The organism is Phaeobacter sp. HF9A (assembly GCF_011806385.1).
Lineage (GTDB): Bacteria > Pseudomonadota > Alphaproteobacteria > Rhodobacterales > Rhodobacteraceae > Epibacterium.
Genome location: NZ_JAATOX010000048.1, coordinates 13,666 through 29,750, shown reverse-complemented (window position 1 = coordinate 29,750; position 16,085 = coordinate 13,666). Strand labels below are relative to the sequence as shown.

The window sequence follows — 16,085 nt, the reverse complement described above, 5'->3', positions numbered from 1 at the left end:
CGGGAAGGGGCCGTTTTGTCCCGCGCGCAGATTTGCGATGGAATTGTCCTGGCGTTTTATATTCGGCAAGAGGTGAAACACGTTGCCGGTGACATCGAGGATAGAAACACTGAGAAAGCCTTCGGTCATCGCGGACGGCAGAACCACGTCGATCACCGGGTTTTCGCCGACAAAGAAACGACCGGAGCTATTCGCCTCGCCGCTTTTGCCATCTGCATAGCGCACCGTCACGCCGCCCGCCGGGGCCTTTGGCAGATGCTGCTCGACGATGCAAAGCGCGGGGTTCAGCACCTCCAGCTGCAAATTGACCGGGCGCCCTTCGGCAACCTTGGTGAGCGCGTCAAACAGCTGGATCTGGGTTTCGGTGCTGGCAACCTGACCAGAGACGCTCAGCTCTTCGTCCGGGGCATAGCCGGTGCCGACCGCCGCGCCGCGCAGGATCAGCGGGCCACAATCGGCATGGGCATCAACGATATCGCGCGGAATCTCCCGAGCGAGCACCGGTAGCTCGTAGGCGATATTGACAATGCCAACCAGGGCACCGGGCATGTCGCCGCCAAAGAACCCGTCCAGATCGGCAAGCAGATCCGCGTCGGATGTTTTTCCGGTCAGCGTGGCTTCGTTGTTTTCGACCGTCAGTCGCCAGTCTTCCAGCTCCGCCAGGGGCTCCAGCGTGAACAGCACATCGCGGAGCCAGGTTTCGGCGATATTGCCGCTGGCGGGGATTAATTCGCCCTCGTCCACCCGCTCCATCAGCGCCGCCTGCGCTTCTTCACCCGGCACATGCCCGGCGGCGCGCACCGGCCCGTTGTCGCTGCGTTCAACGATCAGCTTGAAAGGATCGGCGAGCGGATAAGAGGGGCCCATCAGGCTGTCCAGCGCGCCGCTGCTCCAGGCACCAAATCCGCCAATTGCCAGCAAGAGCAGCGCCACCAGAGCGAAGATGCCACCGCGACCAGAGCTGCTTTTACGCTTGGATTGCGCCGGAGTGTCCAGCGGCGGGTTCACGGTGGAGCGAGGCACGATGATTGTGGCGTCTTGCACCGGATCGGCGGGCTGGCCAATCAGCGCATCGAGCGGGTCGGGCAGGGCGTCCGGGGCCGAACCACCGGCGCCGGGGGAGTCCAGAAAGGCCAGCACTTCGGTTGCGGATTGAAACCGCTGCGTTGGATCCGGCGCGCACATCCGTTCGATCAAACTGCGGAAGGGCTCCGGCAGGTCGCTGGTCTCCAGTGGTTTGCGCTTGTTTTCAACCACTTCCATCGGGTTGGCGCCAAGCGAGGGCGAGGCACCGCGATAATTGGCCAGCAGCAGCGCACCAAGGGAATAGATGTCAGAGCGCGCGTCAGTTTGACCGCTCATCTGCTCGGGTGCGGCGTAGGAATATTTGCCGGCAAATTCATTTCCGACAATGGTTTCCGCGCCCGGATTGGTGTCCTTGGCGATGCCAAAGTCGATGATCACCGCCTGCTCGGGCTTGTCGTCGCGCAGGATGATATTGTCGGGGCTGAGATCCCGATGCACGATATTGCGCTTATGCGCGGCCTGAAGCCCCTCGCTCACCCGGCGGCAGATGGTCAGAAGGTCGGCGACCGGCATCGGGCCGTCCTTCAGCTTCTGATCCAGCGCGGGGCCTTCGATGTAATCCATCAGAAGGTAAATCCGCCCATCCGGCGTGCGGTGGTTTTCCGAATAGCGCACCACCGCATCGTGGCGGATTTCCCGGATATTCTCCTCCCGGGTCATCAATACCGTAAAATCCTCGTTGCCCGAAAATTCCTGTTTCAGAATTTTCAGCGCAACGGGGTTTCCCGAAATTTCGGATCTGGCCTTGTAGACCTCGGAGGTGCCCCCCCGGCCAAGCACAGCCTCAATACGGTAGGTATTGTTCAGAAGGTCGCCGGGATGGAACATATCCCCGGGCCGGGAGTCGATCATTCACTATGCTCCGGCCGGGGGGACGTCGTGCAGGATATCATTCCGTCAGCCCAATGCCTGGAATTCCACACGCCGGTTTTCATCGGCCCGCGGATTGGATGCATTTACCGGGGCAGTTTCACCCATGCCGATGGCCTTCAATGTGTCGGCCTTGACACCGCAATCGCTGATCAAATGGCGGCGAACCTCTTGCGCGCGCAGGAGCGACAGGCGCTCGTTATAGCTGGCGGAGCCGGAGCTGTCGGTATGGCCGATGATCTGGAACACGGTGCCATCCAGCGCCTTCATCGAGGCGCACATATTGGCGAGCTTGGGTTTCTGGTCATCGCGCAGGGTCGCGCTGTCAAAATCAAAGCTGACCTGAACATTGATCTGCGACGCGGCATCGAGCGGGTTATACTCCTCCGCAGCGGCGGCGACGGAGGCCGTTTCGGTATCCGTTGCGCTGACCGAGGCGGTGGGAACAAGAACCAGCCCGCGGGTTTTCTGTTTCTGGAAGGCTTGAGTGATCTCTTCAACCGAGAGATCCTGAGCGGAGACCGGCGCGCTGACGCAGAGCGCGGCAGTGAAAATCGATATTGCCAAAGTGCGGAATTGGACCATTTCTATGCCCTCCATATTGTTCCACTTTAGTACGCATAGCTTATACCACAGCTGGCAAGGTGCCAATGGCCGCAAGCCCTGCGAACAGGAAATGAAAGATAAAATCTGCTTTTGCCACTCATAACTTGGCAGTAGACGTGGTGTATTCAAGGGGAAAGATCAACGAACGGGAGCGTTATGAAGGTTCTGCACGCGATTATCATCGCCTTCGGGCTCGTGGCCGCACCGGCGCTGTGGTTTGGCCTGTCTTATCTGTTCAACGAGCAGGGCTATGGCAGCGGCGCGGTGGATTCCGAGGCTCGGATCGACATTGAACTCCTGCGGCAAAAAGTTGAGGACACGCAGCTTCAAATCCAGGATTTGGAGAAACAAATCAACGCGCTGTCGGTGCAGAATACACCGCTGCAACCCTCGGCAAATTCTCAGGATGAAGAGGACTCCCTGCTGCGCCAGACCGGGCCGAATGCGATTCTGGATTCCTATGCGCAGGTTGTTCTGATCGCGGATCGCCGCAATGTGAATGACGGGCTCAAGGTCGCGGGCGGCGCCTATCTGTCGGAAAAGCTGGGCCGCCCGCGCGAAGATCTCAGCGACAGCTGCCAGCCGATGACCAATGAGAGGCTCAAGGACAAGCTGGTGTTGGAGCAAGTCGGGCCGATCAAGGTTCGCATGCTGGCCCCGGCGATCGAAAGCCTGAAGGTCGTATTCGACAATATCCAAAAAGCCGATCCCGACCTCTATGAGCGGATCAATACCGCAGGCTCGCTTTGTGTGCGTCGTATTCGCGGCACGCAGAACTCGCTCTCGACCCATAGCTATGGGCTCGCGGTGGATCTGAACATTGACGGTCGGCTGGATACGCTGGGGGATGGCAAGACCCAGCTGGGCCTCACCATCCTGGCGGATTTCTTCAAGGATGAAGGCTGGGTCTGGGGCGCCGGTTTTGGGCGCGAGGACAGCATGCATTTTGAAATCAGCCGCCGTCAGCTGGACCTCTGGTTGGCCGAAGGGCAGCTCTGACGGCGCTGTTCTTGCCCCGCGTGGGACACGAGGGGGGCTGCGGGATCAGCTGTCCTCGATCCCATAGGCCCGGCGAATGCCGCGCTGCGTGCCAGGACCAAAATCCCCATCCAGAGCGCCAGTATAGAACTGGTTCTCCTTCAGTCGGGCCTGCAAGGCGCGGCGGGTGTCTTTTGTGAACATGGTCGGGCGGTCGCTGAGCAGGTTCAGCACGTCCTGACTGCCGGAGCGCAGGGCCTGATACAGGTATTTCGCTGCGTCTTCAGGCCCTTTGGTGGGGATCAGACCGTCGTCGATCAGCGCAGCAAAGTTGAACTGCGCCTGCGGGTGGCGCAGATCGGCGGCGCGCTCAAAAAGCTGCAAAGCCTTGCCCGGATCCGCAGGTAGCCCCAATCCGCCCTGATAGTACATGAACCCAAGATCGTTGATCGCATCGGCAAAATTCTGGGCTGCCGCTGCTCGATAAAGCTCCAGCGCCTTTTTCTCGTCCGGCTCAACGCCGGTGCCGCGCTCATAGAGCTTGGCAAGCTCGAATTGCGCTTCGGGAGAGCCGGCCTCGGCGGCGCGGGTCAGGAAATCCACCGCCGCCTCGGGGTCAAATCGCCCCTCATTGGGGTTCAGCCGCATATAGGCCAGGCCGAGCATGGAGCGGGTGTCGCCCAGATCCGCGAGCGCCAGCAACTGCTCTTCCTGATCGGGGCGCAGTTTTGCCCAGGCCGCCGCCGCGTCCGAACCAGCCAGGGTGTCCTCGCCTTCGGCGGGGCCAGCAAGATAGAAGGGAATGCCGGTCAGAGAGCCATAGGTATGCGGTTCCTGAAGGTTTCCGGTCCGCTCCAACACGCTATCGCGCACCTGGCGGAACATCAGGCTGATTTCAAGCCCGGGCTGAGTCATCTTGTTCATGAGCGCGGTGGCAAAGGGGCTGTTGTTGCCGGTGCCATCCAGCGCAACCTGACCATCCTTTGCGGCAAAGGCCACCAATGTACCGCGATCCGGGTTGGCTGCGGCCAGGCCACCGCCGCCGCGGGTGGTTTCGCTGGAGGCGGTGGTGCTCGCGTTTCCGACCGCCGCCAGGTTGATCGAATCGCCCAGAGGGTTGTCGCGGCAACTGTCGAGAATGACGATTCGCATTTTTCGCGCCCGATCAACGGCCGCCAGCAGGTTCTTCAGCGAGGGTGATTGCTCCTGCACATCTTTGTTCGAGGCCACATTGGCATCAACGGGAATGATGAAATTCTCGCCCTGGACCTCGATGCCATGGCCGGCGAAATAGATCAGCGCCAGATCCGCGACTTCGGACCGAAAGGCAAAATCATCCAGCAAACGGTCCATTTCCGCCCCGGTGGCATCCACAGAGAGGGTCACATCAAACCCGATGTCCTCCAGTGTTTTGGAAATCGCCTCGGCATCGTTCTTGGTATTGGTCAGCTGAGGCAGATGCTGGTAGCCGGCCATGCCAAACACGAGCGCGATCCGGTCACTGGAGGCATGCAGTGGATTCCCCGCCGCCAGGGCCGTGAGGAAAAGAACCAATGGCAGGGCTGCCAGAGCAGAGCGGACATTATGAAACATAGGTTTGCCTTGGGCGCTAAATGAACTGCGAACAAGTCTACGCGTTTTCCCACGATTTGCGAAGGGGCCTCCGAGGGGGAACTCTGACACGGAAAAACCCCGACCTGGCGAGGTCGGGGTTCTAACTCCGCCACTGGGGTCGGGATCAAAACAGGGTGAAGTTGTCCGCCGCCGCAGGTTTGGCAGCCGGTGCTTGCTGCGTCCGGGCGATGACCGCGCGTTCCTGCTCTTCAAGGCTGCGCCCATCGGCGACCCGTGTCTGCTGAGCGGCGCCAGAACAGGGGTGAAACCTCACCCGGCGGGCAGAGGTGCCGCCAACCGAGGACGAAATCACCGCGATGCCCTCGTCGCGCAGGAAGCGCTGCACAAAGGCGGCGTTATTGGCCCCGATGTCAGAGAGGTTCGCCGACATCTTCGCCCCACCAAAGACCTTCGCCTTGAGGTTGGCGCGTTGGGCGCCTTTCTTCATGATGCCGTTGATCAAGAGTTCCATCGCGTGGACGCCATAGCGCGCGTTTGCGGCGCCACCACCGGACGAAGTGGCGAGCAGGAAATGGTTCATGCCTCCGACGCCATTTTGCTCGTCATAGATACAGGCCGCGATGCAGGAGCCGAGCACCGTCGAAAACACCACTTTTGGATCTGTACTGACCTTGTAATCACCTTGAAGAACGGTGACCGTACTCGTATTTTGAAAAACAGTCGACAAAGCGGCTTCCTTTCAGATCTCTTTTATCAGGTCTTGCAGGCTTGCAATAGGGTCCCGGCCATACGAGCCAGGGGAACTTGTTTTTGAGCGGCGCCGATTTCCCAGGCAACCCTGGGCATACCGTAGACCACGGAAGTTTTTTCGTCCTGGGCAAAGGTGGTTGCGCCGGCCTTGCGCAGCTCCAGTAAGCCCTTGGCCCCATCTTGCCCCATACCGGTTAATATTGCGGCAACAACGTCCTTGGCAAAGGGCACGGCAGAAGAAAATAATGCGTCTACCGAGGGCGTATGACCAGAGATATTCGGCCCTTCCTTCATTCTGGTCCGATAGGGTTTGCGCTGGGTGACCCCCATATGCCGACGCTGCCCCGCTGCGACATAAACATGACCGGTTTGGAGCGTGAGATTGTCATCCGCGGTGACCACTTTCGCCGGGCAGATCCGATCCAGAAGTGAAACCAGCCCGCTGCCAAAGCTTTTTCCGGTATGCTGTACGATCAAGGTTGGCGGGCAATTGATCGGGAAACCGACCAGGACGTTGCGCAGCGCCTCGACACCGCCGGTTGAGGAGCCAATCAGGATCACCTTCTTGAAATCATCCCGGCCGGTGGAGGTCTTGGCAGAGGCCGCAGGCATATTCCGGCGCGGCGCTTTCACCATCATGTCAAAATATTGCACGAACTGCCGCGGGCTATCGGATTTGGTGAGTTCGAAAATCCCGGCGCCAACATTCAAAAGAGGCGAGGAGCTTCGGGCCGGGGTCGAGGCCGTACTGTCCATGACAGAGACCCAACGCACATCAAGCGCGGAAAACAGCGCCAGCATCATTTCAAATTCCGGCAGCTTGGTGAAGCCATCCTCAACAAAGGCAAAACTCGGCTGGCCCGCCTCGGCCTGATTGTAGGCCATCATCAGGTTGTTGGCCAACAGCACCTGGAGCCCGGGGTAGGCCGCCTCCATGTGGTTTTGCAGGGTGCGTGCAAAATTTCGATCTGTGGTGATGATCAATACGCTCAAGGAAGACAATGGCTTACCTTTTCTTTGCCCCGGTGAAGCGGGAAGTTCCTGTTGGACGGGTCAGCGCGACACATCGTGTTGCGGACCGGCCGGTTAAATATTCTTGTCACAAACCGCCGCAGGCTCTTGGATGGGACCAGGAGAGAGTCGGGTCGGATTTTACCCCTGCCTTACGATCAGACAGCGGCGATCTGCGGTCGCGCCGCGGCCTCCAGACGGCGGGGCATCGGTGATTCTCATTTAGTCCACGGACGAAATGGCTGATATGCGCGGCGGTGACCCCGAGCGGAGCGGATGCGGCAAACGACAGTAAACACGTGGTGTTTTCTCGCATCTTCAAGCACGTATCTTGTTTTCCGAACAGGTTCATCTGGGGTCTCCCGTGCTGAGGTTGGTGCCGCAGCGGTGCGTGACTTTAGAATTTTTTTGCCCCCGGATGGGTTAATTTGTGCCTTACATATTCAAAATTGCTGCGCCCCATACGTCAGCGGGTTCAGATAACCTCCCGATCAGGTCCCCCCGCCGACAAAAGACTCTATAGGTTTTGTGGCCACTGCTGGCGACACAGGGGAGGAGCGGATCACTTGCATCTGGCTTTCGGCATTTCTGCGGTTTCGCGGAAATCAAATGTTAAGGCCCTGTGGCTAAGACTTCTCCCATCGAACTGAAATCAATCGCCTTAAACGGGGGTGCGAATCGCGAAAATGTCCACCGACACGCAAAAGCATAATCTGGATTTGCCCAATGCCTTCGCGAATCTAGACCCATTGATCGCCTTTCTGAACGCCTCTCGCGAGCAGGCAGTGGAAGTTGATTGCAGCAAGGTTGCGGTGATGCCGTCGCGTTGCCTGCAACTGCTCTTGGGTGCTGAACAACAGTGGCGCTCCGAGGGCCTGGGTTTCTCGGTCACCAACATCACCGAGGGGTGCAGAAAATCCCTCACCCTTCTGGGCTTGGAACCCAACCGATTTGAAGACGAGGAAACAGCATGAAAACCAAAGTATTGGCAATTGACGACTCCCGCACCATCCGCAACCTGCTGGCGGCGACGCTGGAAGAGGCCGGTTTTGAATATCATTGTGCGGTGGACGGCCGTGACGGCGTCGATATGTACGACGATGTCGCCCCCGATGTGGTGATCACCGACATCAACATGCCCAATCTCGACGGCTTTGGCGTCATCGAAGAGCTGCGCGGCGAGGGAATCAACTCCAAGGTTCCGATCCTGGTCCTGACCACCGAAAGCGCGCCTGAAATGAAGGCCCGCGCCCGCGATGCCGGCGCGACCGGCTGGATTACCAAGCCTTTTGATGACCAATCCCTGATCTTTGCGCTGAAGCGCGTGACCGGGGCGGTCGCCTAAGATGTCGGGGTCGATTCAAGATACATTCTTCGAGGAGTGCGAAGAGCTCCTTGAAGCAATGGATGAGGGTCTGACCGCTGTCGAAGGAGGCGATCACGATCCTGAAGTGGTCAACGCAATTTTCCGGGCTGTGCACTCTATCAAAGGGGGCGCCGGGGCGTTTGGCTTAGATGAACTGGTTGCATTTGCACATAGGTTCGAAACCGTATTTGACGAGGTTCGCAACAATAAGGTCGAGCTTGATACCAAGCTGATTCAGCTCTTGCTGCGCTGCTCCGACCATCTGTCGGATCTGGTTGCCGTGGCTCGCGATGGCGGCACCACCGACGAGGAACACCATGATGCCCTCATCGCTGGCCTCGAAGAGTACATGGACGATGAAGAAGAGGATCTGACCTTTGAGCCCATGGGGCTGGGTGGACCTTCGGTACCCCTGCCGCTGGCTGCGGAAGAGGAAAAAACCTATGAGATTCGCTTCCGTCCGCTGAAAGAAATGTTCGGAACCGGGAACGAGCCTTTCTTCCTGTTCCAGGCGCTGTCGGAGCTCGGGCCTCTCAAAGTCGTGCTCGATGAGTCCGAACTGCCAGGCTTTGATGCCATGGCGATGGATGACAGTTATCTGGCGTGGAATCTGACTCTGACCAGCACGGAGCCGAAATCCTCGATCGAAGCGGTGTTCGAATTTGTCGAAGGTCTGTGTGAACTTTCGATTGCTTCGGACAAGGATGCCGAAGAGGAAGAGGCTGCTCTGGCCGCGCTCAACGCTGCCTTTGGTGTATCGGGCGATGATAGCGTCACTGATCCGCCTGCCCCTTTTGACGCGCCGGCCCCCGCCGTGACTGCTCCCGAGGCCAGCCCGCAACCGGTCGAAAAGGCCAGTTCGGCAAAGGCCGAGAGCACGAAATCAGAACAGCGCGGACCGAAGCCGACCCTGCGTGTGGATCTGGAGCGGGTGGACCGGCTGATCAACGCGGTTGGCGAGCTGATCATCAACCATTCCATGCTGGCGCAGCAAATCGCCAATCTGGATGTCGCTGACCTGCGGGATGTGGAAACCGAACTGGAGGGCTTTAAGAACCTGGCCCGGGATATCCAGGAAGGTGTGATGTCTATTCGTGCGCAGCCGGTCAAACCCCTGTTTCAGCGGATGGCACGGATTGTTCGCGAAGCATCTTCTGCGACCAACAAAGTTGCAAAACTGGTGACCGAAGGTGAAAATACCGAGGTCGACAAGACAGTTATCGAACGGCTGTCGGATCCGCTGACGCATATCCTGCGCAACGCGGTTGATCACGGCATCGAAAAACCAGACGACCGTGAGGCGATCGGCAAAAGCAGGACCGGGGAGATCCGCCTGTCGGCGTCGCACCGCTCCGGTAGCGTCTGCATCGAAATCAAGGATGACGGCGCCGGGGTCAATCGCCCGCGGGTGAAACAGATCGCGATCGAGAAGGGATTGATCCCGGAGAATGCCGAACTCTCCGATTCAGAGATTGATAACCTGTTGTTCCTGCCTGGGTTTTCCACCGCCAAGGAGGTGTCAAACCTCTCTGGGCGCGGGGTTGGCATGGATGTGGTCAAGAACGCGGTCACCGCGCTTGGGGGGCGGATCAATATCTCGTCGAACCCGGGCAAAGGGTCTACATTTACCATTATTCTGCCGCTGACGCTGGCGGTGATGGATGGGATGGTTGTGTCGGTCGCGGATCAGACAATGGTTGTGCCGATCACCTCAATTGTGGAAACGATGCGGGGCAGCGATGACATGATCAACAGCCTCGGCGCCGATGGCACGCTGCTGTCCATTCGTGGCAATTTCGTTCCGATCTGTGATGTTGCAAGCGCGCTTGGGCTTCGCAATCCCAACAGCGACCAACCGCCCGGAGTCTATCTTCTGGTTGAAACGGAAACGGGCCAGAAAAGCGCTTTGGCGGTAGATGACATTCATGACCAGAGGCAGGTCGTGATCAAGAGCCTCGATGGCGTCTGTGGAAATATCCCTGGCGTCGCGGCGGCAACGATCCTTGGCGATGGTAAAATCGCCATGATCCTGGATCCGGAGAACATCCTCGCGGCGTCCACTTCCTCGGCCACTTTTGATACAGAGCGGAGAATGAGCAATGCAATCGCAAGCTGAAGTTAAATTTGGCGACCAAGAGGTCAAACATGCTCAGCAGAGCGAGTTTGTAAGCTTTACAGTCGCTGGGCAGGCCTTCTGCCTGAAGATCACCCAGATCCGGGAGATCCGCCGATGGTCACCGGTCACCATTCTGCCGCATGCGCCGATGGATGTGCTGGGCGTTATGAACCTGAGGGGTGCGGTGATCCCGATTTATGACTTGGCCGCGCGCTTTGGTCTGCAACAGACCGAGGCAAGTGAGCGCAATGTTGTGATCGTGGTTGCGGTCCATGGCAAGCCGGTTGGTTTGCTGGCTGAATCCGTGTCGGAAATCATCTCGATCAACCGCGAGGAAATTCAGGACACGCCGCCGGTCGATAGCCGCCACACCATGGAGTATATTCAGGGTATCATTTCCCATGATGATACGATGGTGCGGATCATCAACCTAGATGCTGTCATCTCTGCGCCGGAGCAAGGCCTCTCGTGAGTATTCCTGGTCCTGTCACCCCTGCTTCCGATGGCATCAACCTGTCTGATCAGGATTTTGAGGCGATCGCGAAGTTTGCTTACAAGCACTTCGGCCTGGCGATGTCGCCAAGCAAGAAGCCGCTGGTGTCTTCACGTCTGTCGCGAAAGCTTCGGAAGCAAAACATCCGGGTGTTCAAAGACTATCTCAAGCGTTTGGAAGGCCCCAACGCCGATCAGGAGCGCAGTGAGCTGTTGTCTCTGCTGACGACCAATGTGACGCAGTTTTTTCGGGAGCCGCATCACTTTGAAACGATGCGCAACGACGTGCTTCCGCCCCTCATAGAGAAGGCGAAAAAAGGTGGGCGTGTTCGGATTTGGTCGGCCGGCTGTTCGATCGGGCAAGAGCCCTACACGATTGCAGCCGTATTGCACGACATGTGCCCGGACGCGGATCGGTATGACATCAAAATCCTTGGTACGGACATTGACCCAGTTGTCGTCCGAACCGCTGAGGAAGCACAATATCCACGAGAGGATTTCGACGGGATCCCAAAGACCTACAAGATCCAGCTGGAGCCAGGCAGCAAGCCCGAAACGGCCCGAATTCCGCAACATCTGCGGAAAAAGGTAACCTTTGGTGTCTTGAACCTGATCGAACCCTTCCCCTTCAAAGGGAAATTCGACGCGATTTTCTGCCGAAATGTTGCGATCTATTTCGATAACCCCACGCAACAGAAGGTGTGGCAAGCCTTCCAGCGGGTGCTGAATCCTGGTGGATATCTCTTTATCGGGCACTCTGAACGAATGTCCGGGCCGGCTGCCCAATATATGAAGACGGTTGGCATAACCACCTACGTAAATACCCCTGGCTAAATACACTCACGGTTAGCCAAGACGAGAACACGAGGAAAAAACGATGAGCTTAAAAGACTCTCTGCGCGTGATGGTGGTCGATGACATGTCGACCAGCCGAGGTATTCTGACCCAGTGTCTCGATGAACTCGGCATCAAGAACTATCTGGTTGAAAACAACGGGCAATCCGCCTTTCAGAAACTTGCGACGAATCCGGTACACCTTGTTTTGTCCGACTATAACATGCCGGGCATGGATGGGCTTGGCCTGCTTCAGGCGGTGCGAACCAACGCCTCCACGCAGCGTGTCGGCTTTATTCTGGTGACCGGGAAACCGACGCCGGAAATGATCGAAGTTGGTAAGAAACTTGGCTTGAACAATATCATCCGTAAGCCCTTTACGGTTGCATCTATGCGGCAAGCCATCGAACAGGTGGTGGGGCGTTTGTAAGATGGACAGTAAATCTTCTAAGCCGCTCGATACGGTATATGCGAATTCGGCGCGTGAAATGCGCCAGCTGCAACGCCAGATTCAGCAACTGGAAGATACCGTATTGACCATCGTCGAGAGGCGCACCCCGCCCACAAGTTCAGAAATCCGCGAGTTGCAAGACTTTGATTTGATCTCCCAAACGCTGGGTGGCATGTCCATATTCTTTGACAAGCTAAGAGATCAGGTTGGCACCGAGGATTGCACCGATATTGATCTTGCAACGGAGGGGGTCACCCTGCAACGGTTGCGTGATCGTCTGCGAGAAAAACAAGAATTGTTTGAGCTCTAGGAACTGCCAAATCGCGTGCCATCGCCGGCGCTCAGTAGCAGCATCGTGCTTTCTTCAAACACATCAGGCCGTTGAAGCATTTGTTTCAACGGCCTGACGTGTATTGTTTCCTGGTTGTCAAGAGCAGGGATACGCGGTGGCTGATCTACTGGCGCTGACCCTCTCGCTCGGAAAATTAAGAACTGCCAGACCCAAGCCTGAGCGTGAAGTGGATCACCGTCCCATTCTCGGTTTGATCATCACACCAGATATCCCCGTTGTGACGTTTGGCTATTTTCGCGCAGGTTGCGAGTCCGAGCCCGGTGCCCGGCAGATCACTGCTGCGCTGGAGGCGTTTGAAAGGTTCGAATATCCGATGCCGATATTCTTGAGGCACGCCGATGCCATTGTCAGCTACGGAAACTTGCACACCTTTGCCCAAGGAGCACGCCGAAATTTCGATCACGGGATCGCTTGCACTTCGATATTTTATGGAGTTCCCGATAAGGTTTTGAATGAGTTGTGAAATATCGGGCGGAAAGCAAAGCGTTTGGAGGCCTGAGAGTTTTGTTTCTATTCTCGCGTTAGACCTGTTGATGTCCTCGGCCATCGCCAGACAGGCTGCTTCTACCAGGTTAGAGATCTCCACAACCTCAGGCTTGCCAGCGCTGTGGGGGTTGATGTGACTCGCCAATCGTTCGATGAGATCGGACATTTTACTGACGGATCGCTTCATCAGGTCGAATTCTCTCTTGACCTCCTCGATATCGCCGGACTCGAAGTCTTCTAGTATCTGATCGCTGAGAAACTTTATCGCGCGTATCGGAGCGCGAAGGTCGTGTACGAGAACGTCAGAGAATTGTTGCAGCTCCTTCTGGTGCTCCTCGATGCGCCATCTCATTTTGGAAACTTGAAGACCGTTTCCAATCATCCTTTGAAGAGCCGGGGCAGAGATCGAGGATTTTGAAATATAATCCGCGGCGCCACTGAGGATTGCGCTCTTGGCAATTTCTTCATCGCCCTGGCCCGTCATTATGAATATGGCAGCCTTTGGCCATTTCCTCAAGAAGCTAGACAGTAGGTCCAGTCCAGAAATGCCGGGCAAGAGGTAGTCCAGGAATATAACTTCAATATTGCTATCGTCAATTTTTAGCGCATTGCTCCCGTTTTCAGCTTCGATGATCTTTGTCGATGGGTACAGAACGGAAAGTGTGCGTCGCATGAGCTTCCGATCCCCACCATCATCGTCAACAATAAGGATGCATCCTTCAATCATCGTCAGCCTCCAGTCCATTCATTGCCTGTTCGCCAGTCGATTGCTGCGCTATTTTCTGTTGGTTGTGAGAATAAGTTTGGTACATCATGCGGCCTGACTGTTGCATTGCGGAATGTCAGGCCAGTAGAATTCAAACGTGCTGCCGCGCTGTCCATCCGATATCACTCGGATTCTTCCACCGCATATGTCAATATGTTTCTTGACAAAAGCCAGGCCCATTCCGCTACTCTCCAATTGATCGCGCGATTTTAAGGTCTGAAATATCTCAAAAATGCGGTCGTGATATATCTTTTGAATTCCGGGCCCATCATCTGTAACACTAAAAATATTGCCCTGATCAGCATCGCGGGCATCAACGATGATTGCACCATTCTGCCTATCGTGGTGCTTTATGCCGTTGCTGATAAGATTGACGAGTATTGTTTGCAAGGGAAGTTTCTTGACCTCAAGTTCAAGAAACTTTTCAGAGAATGATACCGTTATGCCTTCAGGGATCTCCAGCAATGAACGCAGCTCGTCTGCCATTTCGTGACCTGATATGCCAATTTCCGGTTCTTCAATTCGTCCGATGCGTGAGTGCTCGAGAAGGTCATTTAATAATCGCTCCATTCTACTCGCACGACTACGCAAGAGCTCCATGCTTTCTTTGGTGTCCTCCGTCAGGTGAGGTGCCAGATCTTCTTCGAGCCAGGCCACCGCGTTGTTGATGACTCGAAGTGGCGCCTTTAAGTCATGTGACGCGACATAGGCGAATTGGTCAAGTTCCGCGTTGGATTTTTGTAGCGCAGCAATAAGCGCCTCTGACTTTTGGGTCGCCAGGGCGCGTTCTGTGACATCTCGGATAAGAACGATAATTCTATTTCCGTCCACATAGTGGGCGCGTGTCAGGTTTATTTGTAGCATTTTAGGGTTTTCGCCTGTTTCAAATTCGACTTCCAGGCTAGTTGTCTCCATGACCTCGCCAAATGTATTCTTGAATATTTGGCGTTGCTCCGCGACTGAACAGGGTAATATGTCTTGAAGGTTTCGACCAATCAATGCGTCGCGTTCGCCATCAAGGATGCGCGTCGTGGCAGGGTTCACATCTTCGATGAAGCCATCCGTTCGGGCGGTGATTATTCCTTCGTCAATGTTCTTGAGCACCATGTCCAGGCGAAGTGTTTCCTGAATGAGGTTATTGTTCAGTTGCGCGAACCCTTGCGAAATAACGGAAATCTCATCTCCGCCTTCAAACTTCGCTTCAAGAGGTGTTCCAGTTTCGCTGCTTCGTGTAATATCTTGAACCAATGATTGAAATGGCGTGAGCAGCCTTGCTGTGAAAACATATCCGAGAAGGGAGGCAATTATTGTCAAAAAAATCGCATTTGTGATATTGCGTCGCAGTTCAAGGTGGGCCTCCTGATACAGATCCGCTGTGTTTACGGCGGTGCCAATGTAAATGGAGAAGGGCGTTTGTGCCGAGAGCAGATTTAGGTAGGTGACGAAAACGCCGGTGTCGTCCTCGACCAGGGTCAGCTTTCCAGAGGGCAACTCCGAGAGCGTGCGTTGTGCCAAGCCGGTGTCTTTGCCAGGGCTACCGACAAAATATCTGAGTTCACTCTCATCAATGCCCAAGGCAGGGTTGATGCGGTTCTTGACCTCGTAGAACGTCTGTCCGATCGGATTTGCAAGGTTGGGAGGCGCAAAGATATCCGTCGCGCTGGCATTCACGACGATCACCCCCCAGGTCCGTCCGTCCGGGGTGGTGAGCCGCTTCAGGGACCGCAGTGCCGGAGGCCCGACAATTTGCCCGTTTTCACGGTTTCTCGTGATATTGGAAAAGAAGATATCGCGGGCATCGGAGAGTTTCAGCGCCTTGATATAGGGTTCATTGCCCTTGGCTTGCAGCTCTTGTTCGGGTACCACAGAGGCGCCGGCGCCGTTGCGGTTAACCCGGGCGAATTCGGTCCAGTTGTCCTCTGCCAGGATCAGCCGAATTTGACTATAGGCGGGTCTGTTCTGGAGCAGGCTGGTGAAGAGCGTTTCCAGGCGTTGGCGCCATTCGGCCAGAGACGAGCCGTCCAACGGGTCGATATTCGATGGGCTTTGACGCGCTCTGAATATCCCGGGGATGGGGGGGAACCCCATGATCGTCTCGGAATCCTGCTGCATCACGGCAAGCGTGTTCTGAATATATCTGATATGGGTTTGATGACGCAGCGCGATCATCTGCTCGGTGTGGTGGTGAATTCGTTGAATGGTGTTCTTGTAGTTGATGGTGAAGAACAGCCCAAAAGACAGGCCAGACACAAGGAAGATGACCAATGCGACCTTGAGTTTGATTGAGATCCATTTTGGCGACATCTTTGTCACCTCTCGGGGTTGTGCGGGGGCGGTCAGGCGTAG

15 protein-coding genes are annotated in these 16,085 nt (G+C 56.3%); 8 read left to right on the top strand and 7 right to left on the bottom strand.

Features of this window, described 5'->3' with window-relative positions:
- Window positions 1-1,938: serine/threonine-protein kinase (locus HCZ87_RS10600; RefSeq protein ID WP_167643727.1), on the bottom strand; the 1,938-nt coding region annotated here is incomplete at its 3' end.
- Between the two features lie 45 nt (window positions 1,939-1,983).
- Window positions 1,984-2,541, bottom strand: coding sequence for an OmpA family protein (locus HCZ87_RS10595; RefSeq protein WP_167643726.1), 558 nt, complete (start codon window positions 2,539-2,541; stop codon window positions 1,984-1,986).
- Window positions 2,542-2,718: 177 nt separating this feature from the next.
- Between HCZ87_RS10595 and HCZ87_RS10590 the strand changes: the two genes are divergently transcribed.
- The gene (locus HCZ87_RS10590; protein ID WP_167643725.1) at window positions 2,719-3,561 is read left to right on the top strand and encodes a M15 family metallopeptidase; all 843 of its coding nucleotides are present in this window, start codon (window positions 2,719-2,721) and stop codon (window positions 3,559-3,561) included.
- Window positions 3,562-3,606: 45 nt separating this feature from the next.
- Here HCZ87_RS10590 and HCZ87_RS10585 read toward each other — a convergent pair whose 3' ends face one another.
- From HCZ87_RS10585 to HCZ87_RS10575, 3 genes are all read right to left on the bottom strand, one after another.
- On the bottom strand, window positions 3,607-5,133 hold the full coding sequence (locus HCZ87_RS10585; protein WP_167643724.1) for a caspase family protein: 1,527 nt from the start codon (window positions 5,131-5,133) through the stop codon (window positions 3,607-3,609).
- Between the two features lie 145 nt (window positions 5,134-5,278).
- The gene (locus HCZ87_RS10580) at window positions 5,279-5,842 is read right to left on the bottom strand and encodes a chemotaxis protein CheD (RefSeq protein ID WP_167643723.1); all 564 of its coding nucleotides are present in this window, start codon (window positions 5,840-5,842) and stop codon (window positions 5,279-5,281) included.
- 26 nt (window positions 5,843-5,868) lie between these two features.
- Window positions 5,869-6,801, bottom strand: coding sequence for a CheB methylesterase domain-containing protein (locus tag HCZ87_RS10575; RefSeq protein ID WP_167643730.1), 933 nt, complete (start codon window positions 6,799-6,801; stop codon window positions 5,869-5,871).
- Between the two features lie 761 nt (window positions 6,802-7,562).
- On the opposite strand from HCZ87_RS10575, the gene HCZ87_RS10570 reads away from it, so the two are divergent.
- Genes HCZ87_RS10570 through HCZ87_RS10540 form a run of 7 tightly spaced genes read left to right on the top strand, consistent with a single transcriptional unit; the run spans window position 7,563 to window position 12,445 of the window.
- A complete protein-coding gene (locus tag HCZ87_RS10570) occupies window positions 7,563-7,850 on the top strand; it encodes an STAS domain-containing protein (RefSeq protein ID WP_167643722.1) in 288 nt (95 codons plus the stop codon).
- Window positions 7,847-8,221, top strand: coding sequence for a response regulator (locus tag HCZ87_RS10565; protein ID WP_167643721.1), 375 nt, complete (start codon window positions 7,847-7,849; stop codon window positions 8,219-8,221). The genes HCZ87_RS10570 and HCZ87_RS10565 overlap by 4 nt, the downstream gene beginning before the upstream one ends.
- Window position 8,222: 1 nt before the next feature.
- Window positions 8,223-10,358 (top strand): chemotaxis protein CheA, encoded by a 2,136-nt coding sequence (locus tag HCZ87_RS10560; RefSeq protein ID WP_167643720.1) that lies wholly within the window; start codon window positions 8,223-8,225, stop codon window positions 10,356-10,358.
- On the top strand, window positions 10,342-10,830 hold the full coding sequence (locus tag HCZ87_RS10555) for a chemotaxis protein CheW (RefSeq protein WP_167643719.1): 489 nt from the start codon (window positions 10,342-10,344) through the stop codon (window positions 10,828-10,830). The genes HCZ87_RS10560 and HCZ87_RS10555 overlap by 17 nt, the downstream gene beginning before the upstream one ends.
- Window positions 10,827-11,684, top strand: a complete 858-nt coding sequence (locus HCZ87_RS10550; protein WP_167643718.1) for a protein-glutamate O-methyltransferase — start codon at window positions 10,827-10,829, stop codon at window positions 11,682-11,684. The genes HCZ87_RS10555 and HCZ87_RS10550 overlap by 4 nt, the downstream gene beginning before the upstream one ends.
- Before the next feature lie 43 nt (window positions 11,685-11,727).
- Window positions 11,728-12,114 (top strand): response regulator, encoded by a 387-nt coding sequence (locus HCZ87_RS10545; protein ID WP_167643717.1) that lies wholly within the window; start codon window positions 11,728-11,730, stop codon window positions 12,112-12,114.
- Window position 12,115: 1 nt separating this feature from the next.
- Window positions 12,116-12,445, top strand: a complete 330-nt coding sequence (locus HCZ87_RS10540; protein WP_167643716.1) for a hypothetical protein — start codon at window positions 12,116-12,118, stop codon at window positions 12,443-12,445.
- A gap of 175 nt (window positions 12,446-12,620) precedes the next feature.
- Here HCZ87_RS10540 and HCZ87_RS10535 read toward each other — a convergent pair whose 3' ends face one another.
- On the bottom strand, window positions 12,621-13,700 hold the full coding sequence (locus HCZ87_RS10535; protein WP_167643715.1) for a hybrid sensor histidine kinase/response regulator: 1,080 nt from the start codon (window positions 13,698-13,700) through the stop codon (window positions 12,621-12,623).
- 84 nt (window positions 13,701-13,784) lie between these two features.
- Window positions 13,785-16,043, bottom strand: coding sequence for an ATP-binding protein (locus tag HCZ87_RS10530; protein WP_167643714.1), 2,259 nt, complete (start codon window positions 16,041-16,043; stop codon window positions 13,785-13,787).
- Between the last annotated feature and the right edge of the window lie 42 nt (window positions 16,044-16,085).

What these genes read in the sequence shown, in the direction of transcription:
- HCZ87_RS10595 (WP_167643726.1), bottom strand. Translation starts at nt 2,541, where the DNA reads ATGGTCCAATTCCGCACTTTGGCAATATCGATTTTCACTGCCGCGCTC.
- HCZ87_RS10590 (WP_167643725.1), top strand. Translation starts at nt 2,719, where the DNA reads ATGAAGGTTCTGCACGCGATTATCATCGCCTTCGGGCTCGTGGCCGCA.
- HCZ87_RS10585 (WP_167643724.1), bottom strand. Translation starts at nt 5,133, where the DNA reads ATGTTTCATAATGTCCGCTCTGCTCTGGCAGCCCTGCCATTGGTTCTT.
- HCZ87_RS10575 (WP_167643730.1), bottom strand. Translation starts at nt 6,801, where the DNA reads ATGGAGGCGGCCTACCCCGGGCTCCAGGTGCTGTTGGCCAACAACCTG.
- HCZ87_RS10570 (WP_167643722.1), top strand. Translation starts at nt 7,563, where the DNA reads ATGTCCACCGACACGCAAAAGCATAATCTGGATTTGCCCAATGCCTTC.
- HCZ87_RS10565 (WP_167643721.1), top strand. Translation starts at nt 7,847, where the DNA reads ATGAAAACCAAAGTATTGGCAATTGACGACTCCCGCACCATCCGCAAC.
- HCZ87_RS10560 (WP_167643720.1), top strand. Translation starts at nt 8,223, where the DNA reads ATGTCGGGGTCGATTCAAGATACATTCTTCGAGGAGTGCGAAGAGCTC.
- HCZ87_RS10555 (WP_167643719.1), top strand. Translation starts at nt 10,342, where the DNA reads ATGCAATCGCAAGCTGAAGTTAAATTTGGCGACCAAGAGGTCAAACAT.
- HCZ87_RS10545 (WP_167643717.1), top strand. Translation starts at nt 11,728, where the DNA reads ATGAGCTTAAAAGACTCTCTGCGCGTGATGGTGGTCGATGACATGTCG.
- HCZ87_RS10540 (WP_167643716.1), top strand. Translation starts at nt 12,116, where the DNA reads ATGGACAGTAAATCTTCTAAGCCGCTCGATACGGTATATGCGAATTCG.
- HCZ87_RS10535 (WP_167643715.1), bottom strand. Translation starts at nt 13,700, where the DNA reads ATGATTGAAGGATGCATCCTTATTGTTGACGATGATGGTGGGGATCGG.
- HCZ87_RS10530 (WP_167643714.1), bottom strand. Translation starts at nt 16,043, where the DNA reads ATGTCGCCAAAATGGATCTCAATCAAACTCAAGGTCGCATTGGTCATC.